The 16817-nt window shown below is 72.0% G+C and carries 15 protein-coding genes; 10 read left to right on the top strand and 5 right to left on the bottom strand.

The window, feature by feature from the left end; genetic code table 11:
- Positions 1–115 precede the first annotated feature (115 nt).
- Positions 116–1495, bottom strand: a complete 1380-nt coding sequence (sepH, locus tag C1C97_RS00920) for a septation protein SepH (protein WP_121029694.1) — start codon at positions 1493–1495, stop codon at positions 116–118.
- Positions 1496–1811: 316 nt separating this feature from the next.
- Here sepH and C1C97_RS00925 point away from each other — a divergent pair, with 316 nt between their 5' ends.
- Complete coding sequence (locus C1C97_RS00925; protein WP_110920878.1) at positions 1812–2111, top strand: DUF4193 domain-containing protein; 300 nt, start codon at positions 1812–1814, stop codon at positions 2109–2111.
- Between the two features lie 84 nt (positions 2112–2195).
- On the opposite strand, the gene C1C97_RS12460 is transcribed toward C1C97_RS00925, so the two are convergent.
- Complete coding sequence (locus C1C97_RS12460) at positions 2196–2825, bottom strand: DUF3093 domain-containing protein (protein WP_233542641.1); 630 nt, start codon at positions 2823–2825, stop codon at positions 2196–2198.
- A 132-nt stretch (positions 2826–2957) separates the two neighbouring features.
- Between C1C97_RS12460 and dut the strand changes: the two genes are divergently transcribed.
- The 4 genes from dut to C1C97_RS00950 all read left to right on the top strand — a co-directional run bounded on the left by dut (position 2958) and on the right by C1C97_RS00950 (position 5379).
- A complete protein-coding gene (gene dut, locus C1C97_RS00935; RefSeq protein ID WP_121029696.1) occupies positions 2958–3419 on the top strand; it encodes a dUTP diphosphatase in 462 nt (153 codons plus the stop codon).
- A 69-nt stretch (positions 3420–3488) separates the two neighbouring features.
- Entirely contained in the window at positions 3489–4313 is an 825-nt protein-coding gene (locus C1C97_RS00940) for a DUF3710 domain-containing protein (protein WP_121029699.1), read from the top strand.
- 2 nt (positions 4314–4315) lie between these two features.
- Complete coding sequence (locus C1C97_RS00945) at positions 4316–4684, top strand: hypothetical protein (protein ID WP_121029701.1); 369 nt, start codon at positions 4316–4318, stop codon at positions 4682–4684.
- Positions 4681–5379 carry a DUF3159 domain-containing protein gene (locus C1C97_RS00950; protein WP_110920963.1) on the top strand — a complete coding sequence of 233 codons (699 nt, stop codon included), beginning with the start codon at positions 4681–4683 and terminating at the stop codon, positions 5377–5379. Before C1C97_RS00945 ends, C1C97_RS00950 begins: the two co-directional genes overlap by 4 nt.
- Here the strand turns inward: C1C97_RS00950 and C1C97_RS00955 are convergent.
- Together C1C97_RS00955 and C1C97_RS00960 are read right to left on the bottom strand one after the other, a co-directional pair.
- Positions 5285–6043 (bottom strand): potassium channel family protein, encoded by a 759-nt coding sequence (locus C1C97_RS00955; RefSeq protein WP_110920962.1) that lies wholly within the window; start codon positions 6041–6043, stop codon positions 5285–5287. The two genes, C1C97_RS00950 and C1C97_RS00955, sit on opposite strands and share 95 nt — an antisense overlap.
- Positions 6043–6762 (bottom strand): potassium channel family protein, encoded by a 720-nt coding sequence (locus C1C97_RS00960; RefSeq protein ID WP_121029703.1) that lies wholly within the window; start codon positions 6760–6762, stop codon positions 6043–6045. Before C1C97_RS00960 ends, C1C97_RS00955 begins: the two co-directional genes overlap by 1 nt.
- Before the next feature lie 97 nt (positions 6763–6859).
- On the opposite strand from C1C97_RS00960, the gene C1C97_RS00965 reads away from it, so the two are divergent.
- The 4 genes from C1C97_RS00965 to dxs all read left to right on the top strand — a co-directional run bounded on the left by C1C97_RS00965 (position 6860) and on the right by dxs (position 15510).
- A complete protein-coding gene (locus C1C97_RS00965) occupies positions 6860–8800 on the top strand; it encodes an APC family permease (RefSeq protein ID WP_407657238.1) in 1941 nt (646 codons plus the stop codon).
- Positions 8797–10245: a class I SAM-dependent RNA methyltransferase gene (locus tag C1C97_RS00970; protein ID WP_121029706.1), complete on the top strand. Its 1449-nt coding sequence runs from the start codon at positions 8797–8799 to the stop codon at positions 10243–10245. Before C1C97_RS00965 ends, C1C97_RS00970 begins: the two co-directional genes overlap by 4 nt.
- A gap of 171 nt (positions 10246–10416) precedes the next feature.
- Positions 10417–13224 (top strand): aconitate hydratase, encoded by a 2808-nt coding sequence (locus C1C97_RS00975; protein WP_121029708.1) that lies wholly within the window; start codon positions 10417–10419, stop codon positions 13222–13224.
- A gap of 213 nt (positions 13225–13437) precedes the next feature.
- Complete coding sequence (gene dxs, locus C1C97_RS00980) at positions 13438–15510, top strand: 1-deoxy-D-xylulose-5-phosphate synthase (RefSeq protein WP_233542642.1); 2073 nt, start codon at positions 13438–13440, stop codon at positions 15508–15510.
- 125 nt (positions 15511–15635) lie between these two features.
- On the opposite strand, the gene C1C97_RS00985 is transcribed toward dxs, so the two are convergent.
- A complete protein-coding gene (locus C1C97_RS00985; protein ID WP_110919453.1) occupies positions 15636–16142 on the bottom strand; it encodes a QcrA and Rieske domain-containing protein in 507 nt (168 codons plus the stop codon).
- A 159-nt stretch (positions 16143–16301) separates the two neighbouring features.
- On the opposite strand from C1C97_RS00985, the gene C1C97_RS00990 reads away from it, so the two are divergent.
- Positions 16302–16730 (top strand): hypothetical protein, encoded by a 429-nt coding sequence (locus C1C97_RS00990; protein ID WP_110919452.1) that lies wholly within the window; start codon positions 16302–16304, stop codon positions 16728–16730.
- The last annotated feature ends 87 nt before the right edge of the window (positions 16731–16817 follow it).

A 16817-nucleotide genomic window follows, 5' to 3' on the forward strand; every position in this document is an offset into this window, starting at 1 on the left:
GCCCGTGAGTGCTCACGGCCGAGCCACGTTCTCCCCTGATCCCGGCCTGCCCTCGTGACTTTACCGCCTGGCGGCGGATTCTCGCATCACGGCACGTCGCGCGGGCGCGCTCCCGCTACGGGCGGTTGGCGCCGAAGACGATGTCGTCCCAGCTGGGAACGGAGGAGCGCTTCGCCTTGGGGGTGCGTGCCCGGGGCCCGGGGGCGGACTGGTCGGAGTCCTGCTCCTCCGCCACCCCGGTGTCCGCGGACGGTTGTGCGCCGGTCTCGTCCTCGCGCGGCACGTCAGCGGTGTCCGTGTCCGTAGCAGCGGCGGGCAGCGCAATGGGTCGCACCACGTCGGAGGGGGCGGTCCCGGACGCCGCGGGGGTCCCGTCGGAGCCGGGATCCCGGTCCTCCCCGGGGGAGGACTCCTGCGGGCTCTCCTCCGTGACGTCCACCCAGGTCGTGGTGCCGTCCGTGTGCGCCTCCCGCGGCGTGTCCCGGGTGCTCCCGGGGGCGTGGTCGTCGGCGGGCTCCCCCCGCTGCCGCCCGTGGTCGGGGGTCGAGTCGTCCACGATCTCGATGCCCTCGCCGCGCAGGGCCTGCTCCTCGGCCACCTGCGACGCGGCGGGCTGGATGGGACGGTCGAACACGGGGGAGTCCTGCGGGGCGTCGATGGGGCGGGGGCGCTGCTCCACCCGGCCCATCCCGCGGCCCAGGATCTCGGCGAGCCGGTCGTCCTCGGCCTCGTCGGAGCCCAGGCGACGGCCGCGCCGGGCCTGCAGGACGTCCAGCAGCTCGTCCGCCTCCCCGGTCTCGTGCTGCAGGGCGCGCACCGGTGCGGCCGGTGCGGCGGCGGGCAGTGCGGGGGCCGGGGCACCGAGCGGGCCGCTCTCGCGGGGTTCCTCGCCCAGCGCGTGGGCCCAGGCGTTCTCCGGGCGCAGACTCCGGGTCGTGTGGTTGTAGCTCCACAGGGCCGGGCCGTCGGTGTCGAGACCCGCCGCGCCGGGATCCGAGACGGTGAAGCTCAGCTGCACGCTCCACAGCTGGTCCTCGCGCAGCCAGGCGTCCCAGTCGAAGCTGGAGCGGTCCACGCCGAGCCGGGGGGCCCGTTCGTCCACCAGCTCGTGCAGGGTCTTGGGCTCGCCCTCGAACACGGAGCGGTAGCCGTCGTGCGCCGGGCCGGTGCCGGAGACGGTGACCCGGCACGCCTCCTCGACCATGTGGGAGCGCTCGGCCAGGATGGGCCACTCGTAGCGCTTGACGCGCTCGGCCTCCCACCCGGACTCGGCGACGACGTCCTCCACGCTGGCGCCCGCGCGGAACCTGGCCTGGATGTCCCGGGGACCGTAGGAGGCGCCACCTCGACCGCGTGCGGGGGGCTTGCGCCGCGCGTGCTGGATGGTCTGCCGCAGCTGCTGGTCGATCTTCAACCGGTACCGCGTGGAATCGGGGGTCTCGACGATGAGGTGCTCACCGTCGTCGTGCACTCCTACCAGGCGCAACTGCTCCATGCTGTCCTTCCCTCACCGGTGCGCTCGCCACGGGTCCCGTGGTGCGCCCCGCGCGTTCGTAGCGTCAGTCTAGTGGCAGAGCGACCGCGCCCGGCCGGACGCGGAGGGCGACGCCGCGGCGTCGCCACGGGGCACCGGGACCGGGCCGCTGCGCGCGCCAGACCGGGCGATCATGCTCTGCGAGAAAAGGCGCGCGCGGGTGCTGGCTTTTTCCGCCCCCATGGTGAACAATCTACGCGACACGGCCCCGGGGGAGATCGCCCGGGCCCCGTTTCTCGCAGCGATCTCGTGAAGACCGGTTGGAGCGGATAGACACATGGCCACAGACTACGACGCACCGCGCAAGCAGGACGAGGACCTCAAGGAAGACTCCATCGAGGAACTGCAGTCCCGGCGGTCGGACCACCAGTCCGGAAGCGTTGACGAGGACGAGGCCACGGCGGCCGAGAGCTTCGAACTTCCCGGCGCGGACCTCTCCAACGAGGAGCTCTCCGTGGTGGTGCTCCCCGCCCAGGACGACGAGTTCACGTGCGGATCCTGCTTCCTGGTGCGGCACCGTTCGCAGCTCGCGGAGGAGCGCAACGGCGTGAAGTACTGCCACGAGTGCCTGGGCTGAACGGCCCACCTCGCGCGGCACCACGGGCGGTCACCCTGCGGGGTGACCGCCCGTCGTCGTCCCCGCACCGGGTGCGCGGTCCGCTCAGTCCCGGACGCGACCCTCGTTGACGGCTCGCGCCAGCTCGTCCGGGTGCCGGGTGGCGGTGAGCCAGTAGGGCGTGGGGTCCACCGGGTCCACGATCGAGATGCGGCACAGCTCCGGAACGGACACGCGGAAGTTCATGAAGGCGCGGCCGTCCAGGTCGGGACCGCGCGCCGCGCGGGCGTCGGCGCCGCGGATGGCCACGGCCTCACCCACGTACCGGCGCTCGATGTAGGCGCGGCCCACGCGGAGGTCCTCGTTCGTGAGCACGATGCGCGGGGCGCCCAGGGTCAGGACCAGCCCGATCGCGACCACCAGGACGGCGGCCACGATGACGCCCACGGCGATGCTGATGGGTGCGACGGCCACGAATCCCGTCCCGCCCACGAAGGCAACGATGAGCCACACCCACCAGGCGACCGTGAGCCGCTCCGAGTAGCGGACCCGGGGGCTCTCGGGGGAGGCCCCGGGTCCGGCGGCCGACGGCGCCGCGCGCCCGTGCTCGGGCGGCTCGCCCGCGCGCGGGGTGGCGGCCGTCGCAGCGGCGGGGGAGGCGTGGTCGGCGGCGGACCTCTCGCGGCCGCGCGTCGGCTGCTCGCGCGCGCCCGGGTCCGGAAGCTGAGAACTCATGGCTCCACCTTGGCACATCCTGCTCGGAGTTCGCCCGGCGCGAGGCGGCCGGGCGCGTGCGGTGCCACCCCCGTGGCCCCGCGGCGGTCACGGCCCCGGAACGGGGCAGGACGGCGGTTAGAGTGGAGCACTGTGACTGAGGAGACCGAATCCGCCCGCGTGCGCGTGGCGCTGCAGCTGCTGGACCCGGGGCTGCCCATCCCCGCCTACGCCCGCCCCGGGGACGCCGGAGCGGATCTGCGCGCCCGGGAGGACGTGGAGCTGCGGCCCGGTGAGCGTGCGCTCGTGGACACCGGGGTGGCCGTGGCGATCCCGGAGGGGTACGTGGGTCTCGTGCACCCGCGGTCGGGGCTCGCGGCCGCGCACGGCATCACCGTGCTCAACGCCCCGGGCACCGTGGACAGCGGCTACCGCGGCGAGCTGAAGGTGTGTCTGCTCAACACGGACGCCCGCGCGGCGTACACGATTCGCCGGGGCGAGCGGATCGCCCAGCTGGTGGTGCAGGAAGTCGTCACGGCCCGCTTCGACGCCGTGGCGCAGCTGCCGCCCAGCGAGCGCGGTGAACGGGGCTTCGGCTCCTCCGGCACGCACTGACCCGCCCGCCGGCCCCGGGGGAGTGGGCCCGCCCCGCCGACCCTCTACACACTGACTTGGGAGACATCGATGTTCGGACGCAAGAAGCGACTCGCGGAGGATGCCGGGAGCACCACCGGGGAGCCCCGGGACGCGGTGACCGCCACGGAGACCGACGAGAGCGCCCGGGACCCGCGTGCCGCCGGTCCGTGGGACGAGAACGAGTTCACCGGGGAGCGGGGCGAGTACCTCGATCTCGGGGCGCTGCTGCTCAAACCGGTCCGTGACGTGGAGATCCGCATGGAGGTGGACCAGCACACCCAGGTGCCCCGCGCCGTGAACCTGGACTTCCGGGACGGCTCCGTGCAGCTGCAGGTCTTCACCGCGCCCAAGTCCTCGGGCCTGTGGGACGAGGTGCGCGCGGAACTGGTGGCGGGGCTGCGCCGGGACGGGGGCGAGCCCACGGTGTCCGAGGGACCCCTCGGGCTGCAGGTCGACGCCAAGTTCCCCGGCACCACACCGGACGGCCGGCAGGGGTACCGTCTGGCGCGCTTCGTGGGCATCGACGGGCCGCGCTGGTTCCTGCGGGCCGTGTACACGGGCGGCGCCGCCCTGCCCGGCACCACGGCCGAGGTCCTCGACGACGCCGTGCGGGGCCTCGTGGTGGTGCGCGGCCAGGATCCCCACCCGCCGCGGGACCTGCTGGCGCTGAGCATGCCGAGCAACGCGACCGTGCGCCGCGTGGGCGGACCGGGCGAGAGCCCCGCACCGGACGGTGCCGCCCAGGACGCCCCCGGCGGAGACACTTCCGGCGGGGACACCCCCGACGCGGACACCGGCTCGGCCCCGACCCCGCCCCAGGGGCCGGCGGTGCAGCCACCGCGCCGCGGTCCCGAGATCACGGAGATCGGCTGAGCATGGACGGGAACAATCCCGTGACCGGCGCCATCGACGTGCGCTGCGGACCCGAGGCCGCCGCCCGGGACCTCACTCCCGCGCGCAGCGACCGGCCGCGTCGTCGGGCCGTGGTGGAGGGAGTGGTCGTGGAGGTGACGATCGCCCCGGTCACCGCGCCCCCGCACTTCCGGGCGCTGCTGAAGGTGCCCCGCGGGGAGGGCTCCGTTCCGTGCGCCCTCGAGCTGCTGTGGCACGGGCAGCGCACGGTCCCCGGGGTGAGCGCGGGCACCAGGCTGCGCTGTCTCGCGGTGGTGTGCCACCCGGACGGCGTGCCCACCATGTACAACCCCCGCTACGAGATCATCACGCCCAAGAAGGTGGGTCGATGAGCCGCCCCGAGGACCCGCAGCGGGAGGAGACCTCGGCCAGGATGCACCAGGCCGCCCAGGACTTCGCGCAGCGCTCCGGTCTGCGCCGCGACGAGAGCGGGCGGCTGGACGTGCTCTCCGCGGTGGGGGGCTGGCGCGGTGTCGCGGAGTCGCTGCTGCCCGGGCTCGTGTTCCTGGTGTGCGTGGTCGTCGTGGGCGAGCTGTCCGTGGCGCTCACCGCGTCCCTCGCGGTGGCCGCGGTGTTCACGCTCGTGCGGCTGGCCCGGCGCCAACCCGCCACCCAGGCGTTCGCGGGGCTCGTGGGGGTGGGCATCTGCGCCCTGTTCGCCCGGGTGGGCGGTGAGGCGCTGGACTACTACGTGTGGGGGTTCGTCACGAACGCCGTGGGCGTCGTGGTCCTGGGGCTCTCCGCCGCTGCGGGGTGGCCGCTGCTCGGAGTGGTCTACGGCTACATCCGCGGCGAGGGCACGGACTGGCACCTGCAGACCGCCCGGCGGGCCGCGTACCAGCGCGCCAACGCGCTGCTGATCGCGATGTTCGCGGCCCGGCTCGCGGTGCAGCTGCCGCTGTTCCTCGCCCGGGACGTGGCGGCCCTGGGCATCACCCGGCTGGTGATGGGGGCCCCGCTGTACGCCGCTGTGCTGTGGCTGGCATGGCTGTGGAGCCGCCCTCGTCCAGTGCCGCCCGCAGGTTGACGTCCCGGGCCGTGGTGAACATGGCCCGCAGCTGCTCCTCGCCCTGCGTGGTGGTGATGAAGAACAGTTCGTCACCGCCCTCCAGGACGTCGTCCCCGGACGGCGCGATGGGCACGCCGTCGCGCAGGATCGCCACGAGGGCGACGTCCGGGGGCCAGGGCACCTGGGACACCGTGCTGGCCACCACGGGGTGCTCGCGCGGCACCGTGTAGGCGGACAGCGTAGCGGCGCCCGTCTGGAAGCTCAGCAGCCGCACCACGTCCCCGACCTCCACGGCCTCCTCCACGAGCGCGGTCATCAGCCGCGGCGTGGACACGGCCACGTCCACGCCCCAGGCGTCGTCGAAGAGCCACTCGTTCTTGGGGTTGTTCACCCGTCCCACCGTGCGGGGCACGCCGAACTCGCTGCGCGCGAGCAGCGAGACCACCAGGTTGGCCTTGTCGTCGCCGGTGGCCGCGACCACCACGTCCGCCTCCTCGGCCCGGGCGCGCTGCAGCACGTCCAGGTCGCAGGCGTCCCCGACCACCCACTGCGCCCCGCGCAGGTTGGAGCGCCCGATCACCTCGGCGGTCGCGTCCACCACGACGACGTCGTGCCCGTGCGAGAGCAGCTCCCGGGCGATGGAGGACCCCACGGACCCGCCGCCCACGATCACCACGTGCATCAGCGCCGCCCCTCCGAGTCACGGGTGGCGGCCAGGGCCACGGCCTCCATGACCTCGTCCGACGGCGCCCGGGACAGCACGCGGGCCACCCGCTCCACGTCCTCCACCCGCATCATGGCGTGCACGATGTCTCCCTGCTGGTAGCTGGTGTCGCTGGCGGGGAGGATGCCCTCGCCGAAGCGTGTGACGAACGCGATGCGCACACCGGCGGCCTCCTCGATCCGGTCCAGGTGCAGCCCGGACCACGAGTCGTCCAGGGGCAGCTCACCGAGCTGCAGCCGTCCGGAGGCCTCACGGAAGTCCCCGGTGATCGCGTGCTCGGGCAGGATGCGGCGCAGCACCTGGTCCGCGCTCCACCGCACGGACGCCACCGTGGGGATGCCCATGCGCTGGTAGAACTCCGCCCGGGTGGGATCGTAGATCCGCGCCACCACGTGCTTGACCTTGAAGGTCTCCCGGGCCACACGGGCGGCGATGATGTTGGAGTTGTCCCCGCTGGAGACGGCGGCGAAGGCGTACGCGTCCGCGATCCCCGCCCGCCGCAGCACCTCGCGGTCGAAGCCGTGACCCGTGATCTTCCTGCCCTCGAACCCCGGCCGCAGCTTGCGGAACGCGCGGTCGTCCTGGTCGATCACCGCCACGGTGTGCCCGGAGTCCTCCAGGGCGTGCGCGAGGGTGATTCCCACCCGGCCCACGCCCATGATCACGAAATGCGCCATGGGCCTCAGCATAAGTCCCAGCACCGCGGGACAAGCACCGGCGCAGCGACTAGCGTGTTCCCACGTGTATGCGTCCCGACTACTCCGCCGCGCGCTCGTGGGAAAACCCCTCCACAACGAGCGCGCCGCGGGAACCGTGCTCTCCAAGGGCACGGCGCTGCCCGTCTTCGCGTCCGACGCACTGTCCTCGGTGGCGTACGCACCGGACGAGATCGTCCTGACGCTCGCGCTCGCGGGCTCCGCCGCCATCGTGGTGTCCCCGTGGGTGGGGCTCGTGGTGCTCGTGGTGCTCGCCGTGGTGATCACCGCCTACCGGCAGAACGTGCGGGCGTACCCCTCCGGCGGCGCGGACTTCGAGATCGCCTCCAAGAACCTGGGACGCCCCGCGGGGGCCGCCGTGGGGGCCGCGCTGCTCGTGGACTACATGCTCGTGGTGGCGGTCTCCATGGCCGCGGCCGCCCAGTACCTCGCCGCGGTGTTCCCGTGGCTCGTGGGCCACCGCACGGTGGTGGCCGTGGTGGGGATCGCGCTCGTGGCGCTGCTGAACCTGCGCGGTCTGAAGTTCATGGGCCGGGCGTCCTCCGTGCCCACCTACGCGTTCGTGGGCGTGGTGCTCGTGCTGATCGTCGTGGGGATCGTGCAGGAGCTGACCGGCACCCTGGACCCGGCGCCGTCGGCGGGGTACGAGGTGCTGCCCGCGGACGGGATGCAGGGGGGACTCATGGGCCTGGCCGGTGCCATGCTCGTGCTGCGCGCGTTCTCCTCGGGGGCGGTGGCCGTGACGGGCGTGGAGACCATCACGCACTCCGTGCCGTACTTCCGCAAGCCCAAGGCCCTCAACGCCGCCCGGACGCTCGCGGTGCTCGGCGCGCTGTCCGCGGTGCTGCTGCTCGGCGTGCTGTACCTGACGTGGCGCACCGGCGTGGTGGTCGTGATGGACCCCGAGCGGCAGCTGCTGGTCCACGGGCACGCACCGGACGCGAACTTCTACCAGGTCCCCGTGCTGGCGCAGATCGCCCAGGCCGTGACGGGGCAGGACCCCGTGTGGGTGGCCGTGCTCGCGCTCGCGACCGTGGGCGTGCTGTTCATGGCCGCCAACACCGCGTACTCGGGGTTCCCCGTGCTGGCGTCGCGGCTGGCCTCCGCGGGGCTGCTGCCCCGGCAGCTGCAGAGCCGGGGGGACCGGTTCGCGTTCACCAACGGGATCGTGCTGCTGTCGGTGGTCGCCGCGGGGTTCACGCTCGCCTTCGGGGCCAACGTCAACGCCCTGATCCAGCTCTACGTGGTGGGAGCGTTCTTCGCCTTCACGCTCACGCAGGCGGGCATGGTGCGGCACTGGACCCGGGTGCGCCGCACCCGGACGTCGCGGACCACGCACCGCCAGTTCGCGGTGCGCTTCGGCGTGGCCGTGATCGCGCTCGTGGCGTGCGCCGCGGTGTTCGTGGTGGTGCTGGTGACGAAGCTCGCCCAGGGTGCGTGGCTCACCATCGTGGCCATCGCGCTGACCACCGTGTTCATGCGCGCGATCGCGCACCACTACCGTGCGGTGGACGCCGAGCTCGCGGTGGGACCCGACTCCCGGGTGCGCGCCCTGCCGTCCCGGGTGCACTCGATCATCGTGGTCACCTCCGTGCGCAAACCCGTGGTGCGGGCGCTCACCTACGCCCGCGCGTCCCGGCCCTCCACCCTGGAGGCCGTGGTGGTGGACACGGACCGCGCGCGCACCGAGAACATCGTGCGCGAGTGGGAGGCCCTGGAGATCCCCGTGCCCGTGACGGTCCTCGCCTCCCCCTACCGGGACACCGTGGGACCGGTGATCGCGCACATCCGCGGGATCCGGCGCAAGTCCCCCCGCGACCTGGTGATCGTCTACCTGCCCGAGTACGTGGTGGGGCGCGGCTGGGAGCGGTTCCTGCACAACCAGGCCATCCGCCCCCTGCGAACCCGCCTGCACTACGAACGCGGAGTCATGATCGCCTCCGTGCCCTGGCACCTCGAATCGGTGCGCGAACTGCAACTCACGGAGAACAACCGATGACCGCAACCCCGGACCCCCTCGTGCTGCGCCTGAGGGAGGTGGCCCACGGCGGTCACATGGTGGCCCGCACCGAGGAGGGCCGGGTGGTCTTCGTCCGGCACGGTCTGCCGGGTGAGCTCGTGCGCGTGCACCTCACGGACGCGGAACCGGGCGGGTCCTTCTGGCGCGGGGACACGGTCGAGGTGCTCGAGGCCGCGCCCGGGCGCCGGGACGCCCACGTGTGGCCCCAGGCCGACGCCGTTCTCGCGGCGGCGCACGGCCGCCCACCCCTGGGGGGTGCGGAGTTCGGGCACGCGGATCTCGAGACCCAGCGTGAGCTCAAGCGCCGCGTGGTGGCCGAGCAGCTCTCGCACCTCGCCGGGCACGAGTGGGACGGCGAGGTGCACGCCGCCCGGGACGAGACCCCGGACGGCTCGGGATGGCGCACCCGCCTGCACCTGGACGTGGCCGCGGACGGCACCGCCGGGATGCACCCGCACCGCTCCGACGCGCTGCTCCCGGTGACGGACATGCCCCTGGCCGCGGACGCCATCCGGGCCCTGGCACCGTGGTCCCTGCGCTTCGAGGGCGCGGAGCGCGTGGACGTCGCGGCGCCGTCGAACGGCGAGCGCCCGCTGCTGCACGTGAGCCTGCGCCAGGACGCCCGGCAGCACCAGGTGGCGGAGCTGCGCGAGCGCCTGGGCGAGTGGGGCGAGCGCCACGGCGCGAGCGTGACGGCCCGCTCGGCGGACCACCGCCGGATCGGCACGTGGGCGGGAACCGGCGAGGTGCGTGAGACGCTCCGGCCGCCCGAGGGCCTCGCAACGGCCGCGGGGCGGCTGACGTGGCGCGTGAGCCCCACCGGGTTCTGGCAGATCCACCGCAGCGCACCCGCCACCCTGGCGCACGCCGTGCTGGCGGCCGCGGAGCTGCGCACCGGGGACACCGTGTGGGACCTCTACAGCGGGGCCGGGCTGTTCAGCGCCGTGGCCGCGCTCGCGGTGGGGGACACCGGGTCGGTCTTCGCGGTGGAGGGCTCACCGGTGACCTCCGCCGACGCCGCCCACAACCTCTCGCACGCCGCACACGTCACCGGGGTGCGCGGTGACGTGGCGCGGGTGCTGACCGGGCGCACCGGGGGAGCCCGCGGCGGCGGGCAGCGGCGCGGGGCGGGGGCCCGCGCGGCGTCGGCACGGCGGGACCGCACGGGGACGCCCCGCCCACCGCGCCCGGACGTGGTGGTCATGGATCCCCCGAGGGCCGGTGCCGCCAAGGAGGTCCTCGCCGCGGTGGACCAGGCCGGCCCCCGCAGCATCGTCTACGTGGCCTGCGACCCCGCCGCCCTGGGCCGGGACGTGGGGCGGCTGCGCCGCCGGGGGTGGCGGCTCGAGGCCGTTCAGGCCTTCGACCTCTACCCGAACACCCACCACGTGGAGGCCGTGGCGCTGCTGCGCCGGGACGCGTGAGCTGAGCCGGCCGTGACGCGGCGCACGATCCGCGGCGGCATCCGGGGTGGTCATACCGGGCGCACGACGGCCCACGGGCTACACTGGCAGGGACCGTTCCACGTGCGCGGGGCATGCACATGCACCGTGGGCGTCGAACGCAACCAACGGTGGCGAGAGGAGTTCCACACCATGACTGTGGACAGCTTTGGAGCCAAGGACGTTCTCAACGTCAAGGGCACCGACTACGAAATTTTCCGACTGGACGCCGTGGAGGGAGCACAGAAGCTCCCCTACAGCCTCAAGGTCCTGCTCGAGAACCTGCTGCGCACCGAGGACGGTGCCAACGTCACGAGCAAACACATCGAGGCCCTGGGTTCCTGGGATCCCGAGGCCCAGCCCGACACGGAGATCCAGTTCACCCCTGGCCGCGTGATCATGCAGGACTTCACCGGCGTTCCCTGCATCGTGGACCTTGCCACGATGCGTGAGGCCGTGGCGGAACTCGGCGGTGATCCGTCCCGGGTCAACCCGCTGGCTCCGGCCGAGTTGGTCATTGACCACTCCGTGCAGATTGACGCGTTCGGTTCCGTGGACGCCATCGAGCGCAACATGGATATCGAGTACCAGCGCAACGGCGAGCGGTACCAGTTCCTACGCTGGGGTCAGACCGCATTCAACGACTTCAAGGTCGTACCCCCGGGCATGGGTATCGTGCACCAGGTCAACATCGAGAACCTGGCACGCGTGGTCATGACCCGCGAGGTGGACGGCACCGTTCGCGCGTACCCGGACACCTGCGTGGGCACCGACTCGCACACCACCATGGAAAACGGCATCGGCGTCCTGGGTTGGGGTGTCGGCGGCATCGAGGCCGAGGCAGCCATGCTGGGCCAGCCGATTTCCATGTTGATCCCGCGCGTTGTGGGCTTCAAGCTCACCGGCGAGATCCCCTCCGGCGCCACCGCAACCGACGTGGTGCTGACCATCACCGAGATGCTGCGTGAGCACGGTGTGGTGGGCAAGTTCGTGGAGTTCTACGGTGAGGGCGTCGCGGCTGTGCCGCTGGCCAACCGCGCCACCATCGGCAACATGTCTCCCGAGTTCGGTTCGACCGCCGCGATCTTCCCGATCGACGAGGTCACCATGGACTACCTGCGCCTGACGGGTCGCTCCGAGGAGCAGGTTGCCCTGGTCGAGGCGTACACCAAGGAACAGGGCATGTGGCACGACCCCTCCAAGGAGATTGCGTTCTCCGAGTACCTGGAGCTGGACCTGTCCACCGTGGTTCCCTCGATCGCCGGCCCCAAGCGCCCGCAGGACCGCATTGAGCTCACCAAGTCCAAGCAGCAGTTCCGCGAAGACCTCACCAACTACGTGTCGGTGGACGAGTCCTCCACCGTGGACCAGGCCGTTGCGGAGTCCTTCCCCGCCTCGGACGCGCCCGCCAACAGCGCCGGTGACGAGCAGGATCCCTCGGACCAGCCGCGGCACGCTGATGCCACGGACGTGAGCGCTCGCGCGTCCAACCCGGTCAAGGTCGCCATGGAGGACGGCCGCGAGTTCAATTTGGATCACGGCGCCGTGTCGATCGCCTCGATCACCTCGTGTACCAACACGTCCAACCCGTCCGTCATGATGGCGGCCGCCGTTCTGGCTCGCAATGCGGTGAGTAAGGGGCTCAAGGCCAAGCCGTGGGTCAAGACGTCCATTGCTCCGGGTTCCAAGGTCGTCACCGACTACTACGAGAAGTCCGGTCTGGTTCCGGACCTGCAGGAGCTCGGCTTCTACATCGTGGGTTACGGCTGCACCACCTGTATCGGTAACTCCGGCCCGCTCGAGCCCGAGATCTCCCAGACCATCCAGGACAACGACCTGGCCGTGACCTCGGTGCTGTCGGGTAACCGTAACTTCGAGGGTCGGATCAACCCGGACGTGAAGATGAACTACCTCGCGTCCCCGCCGCTGGTCATCGCCTACGCCCTGGCCGGAACCATGGACTTCGACTTCGAGAACGAGGCCCTGGGCCAGGACTCGGACGGCAAGGACGTGTACCTCAAGGACATCTGGCCGGACCCCACCGAGGTGCAGAAGATCATCGACGCCTCGATCGACACCGAGATGTTCGACCGCGAGTACGGCATGATCTTCGACGGCGACGAGCGCTGGCAGAACCTCGACACCCCCACGGGCGATGTGTTCGAGTGGGACCCCGAGTCCACCTACGTGCGCAAGCCACCGTACTTCGAGGGCATGTCCCTGGAGACCACCTCGGTGGAGGACGTCGCGGGCGCCCGCGTGCTGCTCAAGCTCGGCGACTCCGTGACCACGGACCACATCTCCCCGGCCGGCTCCTTCAAGTCGGACACCCCGGCGGGCAAGTACCTCACCGAGCACGGCGTGGCGCGCAAGGACTTCAACTCCTACGGCTCCCGCCGCGGCAACCACGAGGTCATGATCCGTGGCACGTTCGCGAACATCCGCATCAAGAACCAGCTCCTGGACGGCGTCGAGGGTGGTTTCACCCGCGACTTCACCCGAGACGGCGGCCCCCAGGCCGCGGTGTACGACGCCGCCATGAACTACCAGGAGGCCGGCGTGCCCCTGGTGGTGCTCGGCGGCAAGGAGTACGGCTCCGGGTCCTCGCGTGACTGGGCGGCCAAGGGCACGTCCCTGCTGGGTGTGCGCGCGGTCATCGCGCAGTCCTACGAGCGCATTCACCGCTCCAACCTGATCGGCATGGGTGTGCTGCCCCTGCAGTTCACCGAGGGCGAGTCCGCGGACTCCCTGGGCCTGGACGGCACCGAGACCTTCTCGATCGAAGGGGTGACCGCTCTCAACGAGGGCACCACCCCCAAGACCCTAAAGGTCACCGCCACCAGGGAGGACGGCTCCACCGTGGAGTTCGACGCCGTGCTGCGCATCGACACCCCGGGTGAGGCCGACTACTACCGCAACGGCGGCATCCTGCAGTACGTGCTGCGCCAGATCGCCAAGTAGCCCGTACGCGGTCACGCACCGCTGACGCCACCGGCTGGCTGCCCCTACGGGGGTCGCCGGCCGGTGGCATGTCCGGTGCACCGGACATGCCACCGGCCGGTGCGGTGCGAGTAGGATCGGACGGAGCATTCGGGCGCACGGCCATGTCGCGGTCGGGACCCCTACCCGGCCCGGGCGGTTCCGACGCCCCGAGAGACCCACGGAGAGCAGGCAATGACGCTTCTGGAGACCATCGAGGGACCCGAGGACCTGAAGGGTCTGGACGCAGCGGCCATGGCGCAACTGGCCGACGAGATCAGGGAATTCCTGATCAACTACGTCTCGGCCACGGGCGGGCACCTGGGGCCCAACCTGGGTGTGGTGGAGTTGACGCTGGCCGTGCACCGCGTGTTCTCCTCACCCCGCGACTCGGTGGTCTTCGACACCGGGCACCAGTCCTACGTCCACAAGCTGCTCACGGGCCGCCAGGACTTCGCCACGCTGCGTCAGGAGGGTGGTCTCGCGGGCTACCCGTCCCGCGCGGAGTCCGAGCACGACATCGTGGAGTCCTCGCACGCGTCGTCGTCCCTGTCCTGGGCGGACGGCATCTCCCGGGGCTACGCGCTCACCAACCAGGACGACCGGCACACCGTGGCCGTGATCGGTGACGGTGCGCTGACGGGTGGCATGGCGTGGGAGGCCGTGAACAACATCGCCTCGGACCGTGACCGCAAGGTGGTCATCGTGGTCAACGACAACGGCAGGTCCTACGCCCCCACGGTGGGCGGCTTCGCGAACCACCTCAAGGACCTGCAGTCCAGCGTGCAGCAGGGCGTGGACGCGATGCGCACGGACCGCCGCTACGAGCAGACGCTGGAGAAGGCCAAGCGGCTGCTCACCTCCTCCGGGCCCCTGGGCCAGGCGGTCTACCGCGGTCTGCACGGCATGAAGCAGGGCATCAAGGACGTGGTGGTCCAGCAGGGGATCTTCGAGGACCTCGGCATGAAGTACGTGGGCCCCGTGGACGGCCACGACCTGTCGGCCATGGAGCAGGCGCTGACGAACGCCCGCAACTACGGCGGCCCCGTGATCGTCCACGCCATCACGGAGAAGGGCCACGGGTACCTCCCGGCCCGCCTGGACGAGAACGACCAGTTCCACTCGGTGCCCGTGATCGACCCCGAGACCGGCAGACCCACGGGCACCGCTTCCGCCCGGACGTGGACCCACGTGTTCCGGGACGAGATCGCGGCCATCGCGGACGAACGCCCGGACGTCGTGGGCGTCACGGGAGCGATGCTCATTCCCATGGGGCTGCAGAAGATGCAGCTGGCGCACCCCGAGCGCGTGGTGGACGTGGGGATCGCCGAGCAGCACGCCCTGACCATGGCCGCGGGCATGGCGTTCAGCGGACTGCACCCCGTGGTGGGTCTCTACGCCACCTTCCTGAACCGCGGGTTCGACCAGCTGCTCATGGACGTGGGGCTGCACCGCGCGGGAGTCACCGTGGTCCTGGACCGCGCGGGTGTCACGGGACCGGACGGCCCCAGTCACCACGGCATGTGGGACCTCGCGCTGCTGCAGATCGTGCCGGGGCTGCACCTCGCGGCGCCCCGTGACGAGGCCACCATGGTGGAGGAGCTGCGCGAGGCGGTGGCGGTCCCGGACGCGCCCACCGTGGTGCGCTACCCCAAGGGCGCCGTGGGCGCCCCGATCCCCGCCCTGGAGCGGCGTGCCGACGGCGTGGACGTGCTGGCCCGCAACGGGGAGGTCGGGGAGGGGCGGGTCCACCGCGACGTCCTGCTCGTGGGCGTGGGTGCCATGTGCGTGACCGCGCTGGACGTCTCCGAGCGCCTCGCCGCGCACGGTGTCTCCTCCACGGTGGCGGATCCCCGCTGGGTGCTGCCCGTGGCCGACTCCGTGGTGGAACTCGCGGACGAGCACCGGATCGTCGTGGTCATCGAGGACGGTGTGCGCGCCGGGGGCATCGGCTCGCTCATCCGCCAGCAGATGCGCGCCCAGGGTGTGGACACCGCCCTCAACGAGGTGGGACTGCCCACGGAGTTCCTCGAGCACGCCAGCCGGGACCAGATCCTGCGGCACACGGGTGTGACCGCGCAGCGGATCGCGCAGGACACCCTCGCCTCGGTCCTGGGCACCAAGGTCCCGTACGCCCGCCCCGTGGTGGACGACGACGACGCCGCACCGCTCGCGGCCCCGCGTCTGGTCACGGAGCCCCGCACGTCCGGCGACGCCCACCCGTCCACGGAATCCCAGCCGTCCGGTGAGCGCGGCGAGGACGCCTGAGCCGGACGAGGGCCTCCCAGCGGAAGGGGCCCGGAGCAGGCACCCGGGAAACCGGCGCGGGCGGGCCCGGCGCACCGTTCACGGGGCGACGGGGATGGCCTCGACGGGCGGACCGCGCGGCGGCCTCAGCCCACGATCACGCGTCCGTTCTCCACCTTCACGGGGTAGGGGCTGAGACCTGTGGTGGCCGGCCCGCCCGTCACATCCCCCGACGCCATGTCGAACACGGAGTTGTGGCACGGGCACACGAACTGCTTGTCGGCGGGGTTCACCATGCACCCCTGGTGCGGGCACACGGGGGAGTAGGCCGTGAACGTCCCCTTCTCGGGCTGACCCACCACGGCCTTCACGCCACCCTTGTCCACCGTGATCCCGGATCCGACCGGGACGTCTGCGGCGGCAGCCACGTCCGTGGGGGTGCTGGGCGCGGAAGGGCTCGCAGCGGCGTCGGAGTCCCGCCCGGAACCGCACGCGCTCAGCGCGAGGGCCCCCGCGGCGGTGAGCCCGGCGACCCCTACCGCGCGGCGTCGTGAGGGGCCGGTCGCGGGGGCGTGCGCGGCGGACTCGTGAGCGGCGTCCCGGGACCGGGTGCCGTGCGCGTCCTGGGTGGTCGAAGCGGCTGGGTGGGTCATGGTGGCGGGGTCCTCTCGTGGTCGGTTCCACCTCATCCTAGGGCGCGACGACGCGCGGCCGCGGGACGGCGTGGGGGCCCGATCCCACCCGTTTCCTCAGTACCATGGGGGCAGGAGCGTGCCGGTCGATCCGGCTCGCGAAAACGAGAGGGAGACACCATGATCAAGCGTCTTGCATTTGTGGCCGGTTTCGGGATCGGCTTCGTGGTCGGTTCGGCGTCCGGCCGGAAGAGCTACGAGTCCCTGCGTGAGAGTGCCCTCAACACCTGGAACGACCCCAAGGTCCAGGCCAAGGTCTCCGAGGGCACCGACTGGGTGAAGTCCGAGGTCCCCGTGGTGGGCGAGAAGATCGCCGAGGGCGCGCAGAAGGCCGGCGGCACCGTGGCCGCCAAGGCCTCCGACGGCGCCTCGGCCGTGAAGGACAGGGCCGCGGACGGTGCGTCCTCCGTGAAGGAGAAGGCCCAGAACACCTCCGCCGCGTCCGCGAAGTCCTCGGACGCCAAGCTGCCGAAGCCCGCGACCACCGAGAAGGACGTGGACATGGAGCCGGCGCACCCGGCCCCGGACGCCAAGGACATGAAGAACTGAAGCACTGACGGGCGCGGGCCCTGCTCCGCGTCTCCGCGCGGCAGTGGCCGCACACCCCGGGTGTGCGGCCACTGCCGTGTCCACGAC

The sequence above is a fragment of the Kocuria tytonis genome (assembly GCF_003226895.2).
Lineage (GTDB): Bacteria > Actinomycetota > Actinomycetes > Actinomycetales > Micrococcaceae > Kocuria > Kocuria tytonis.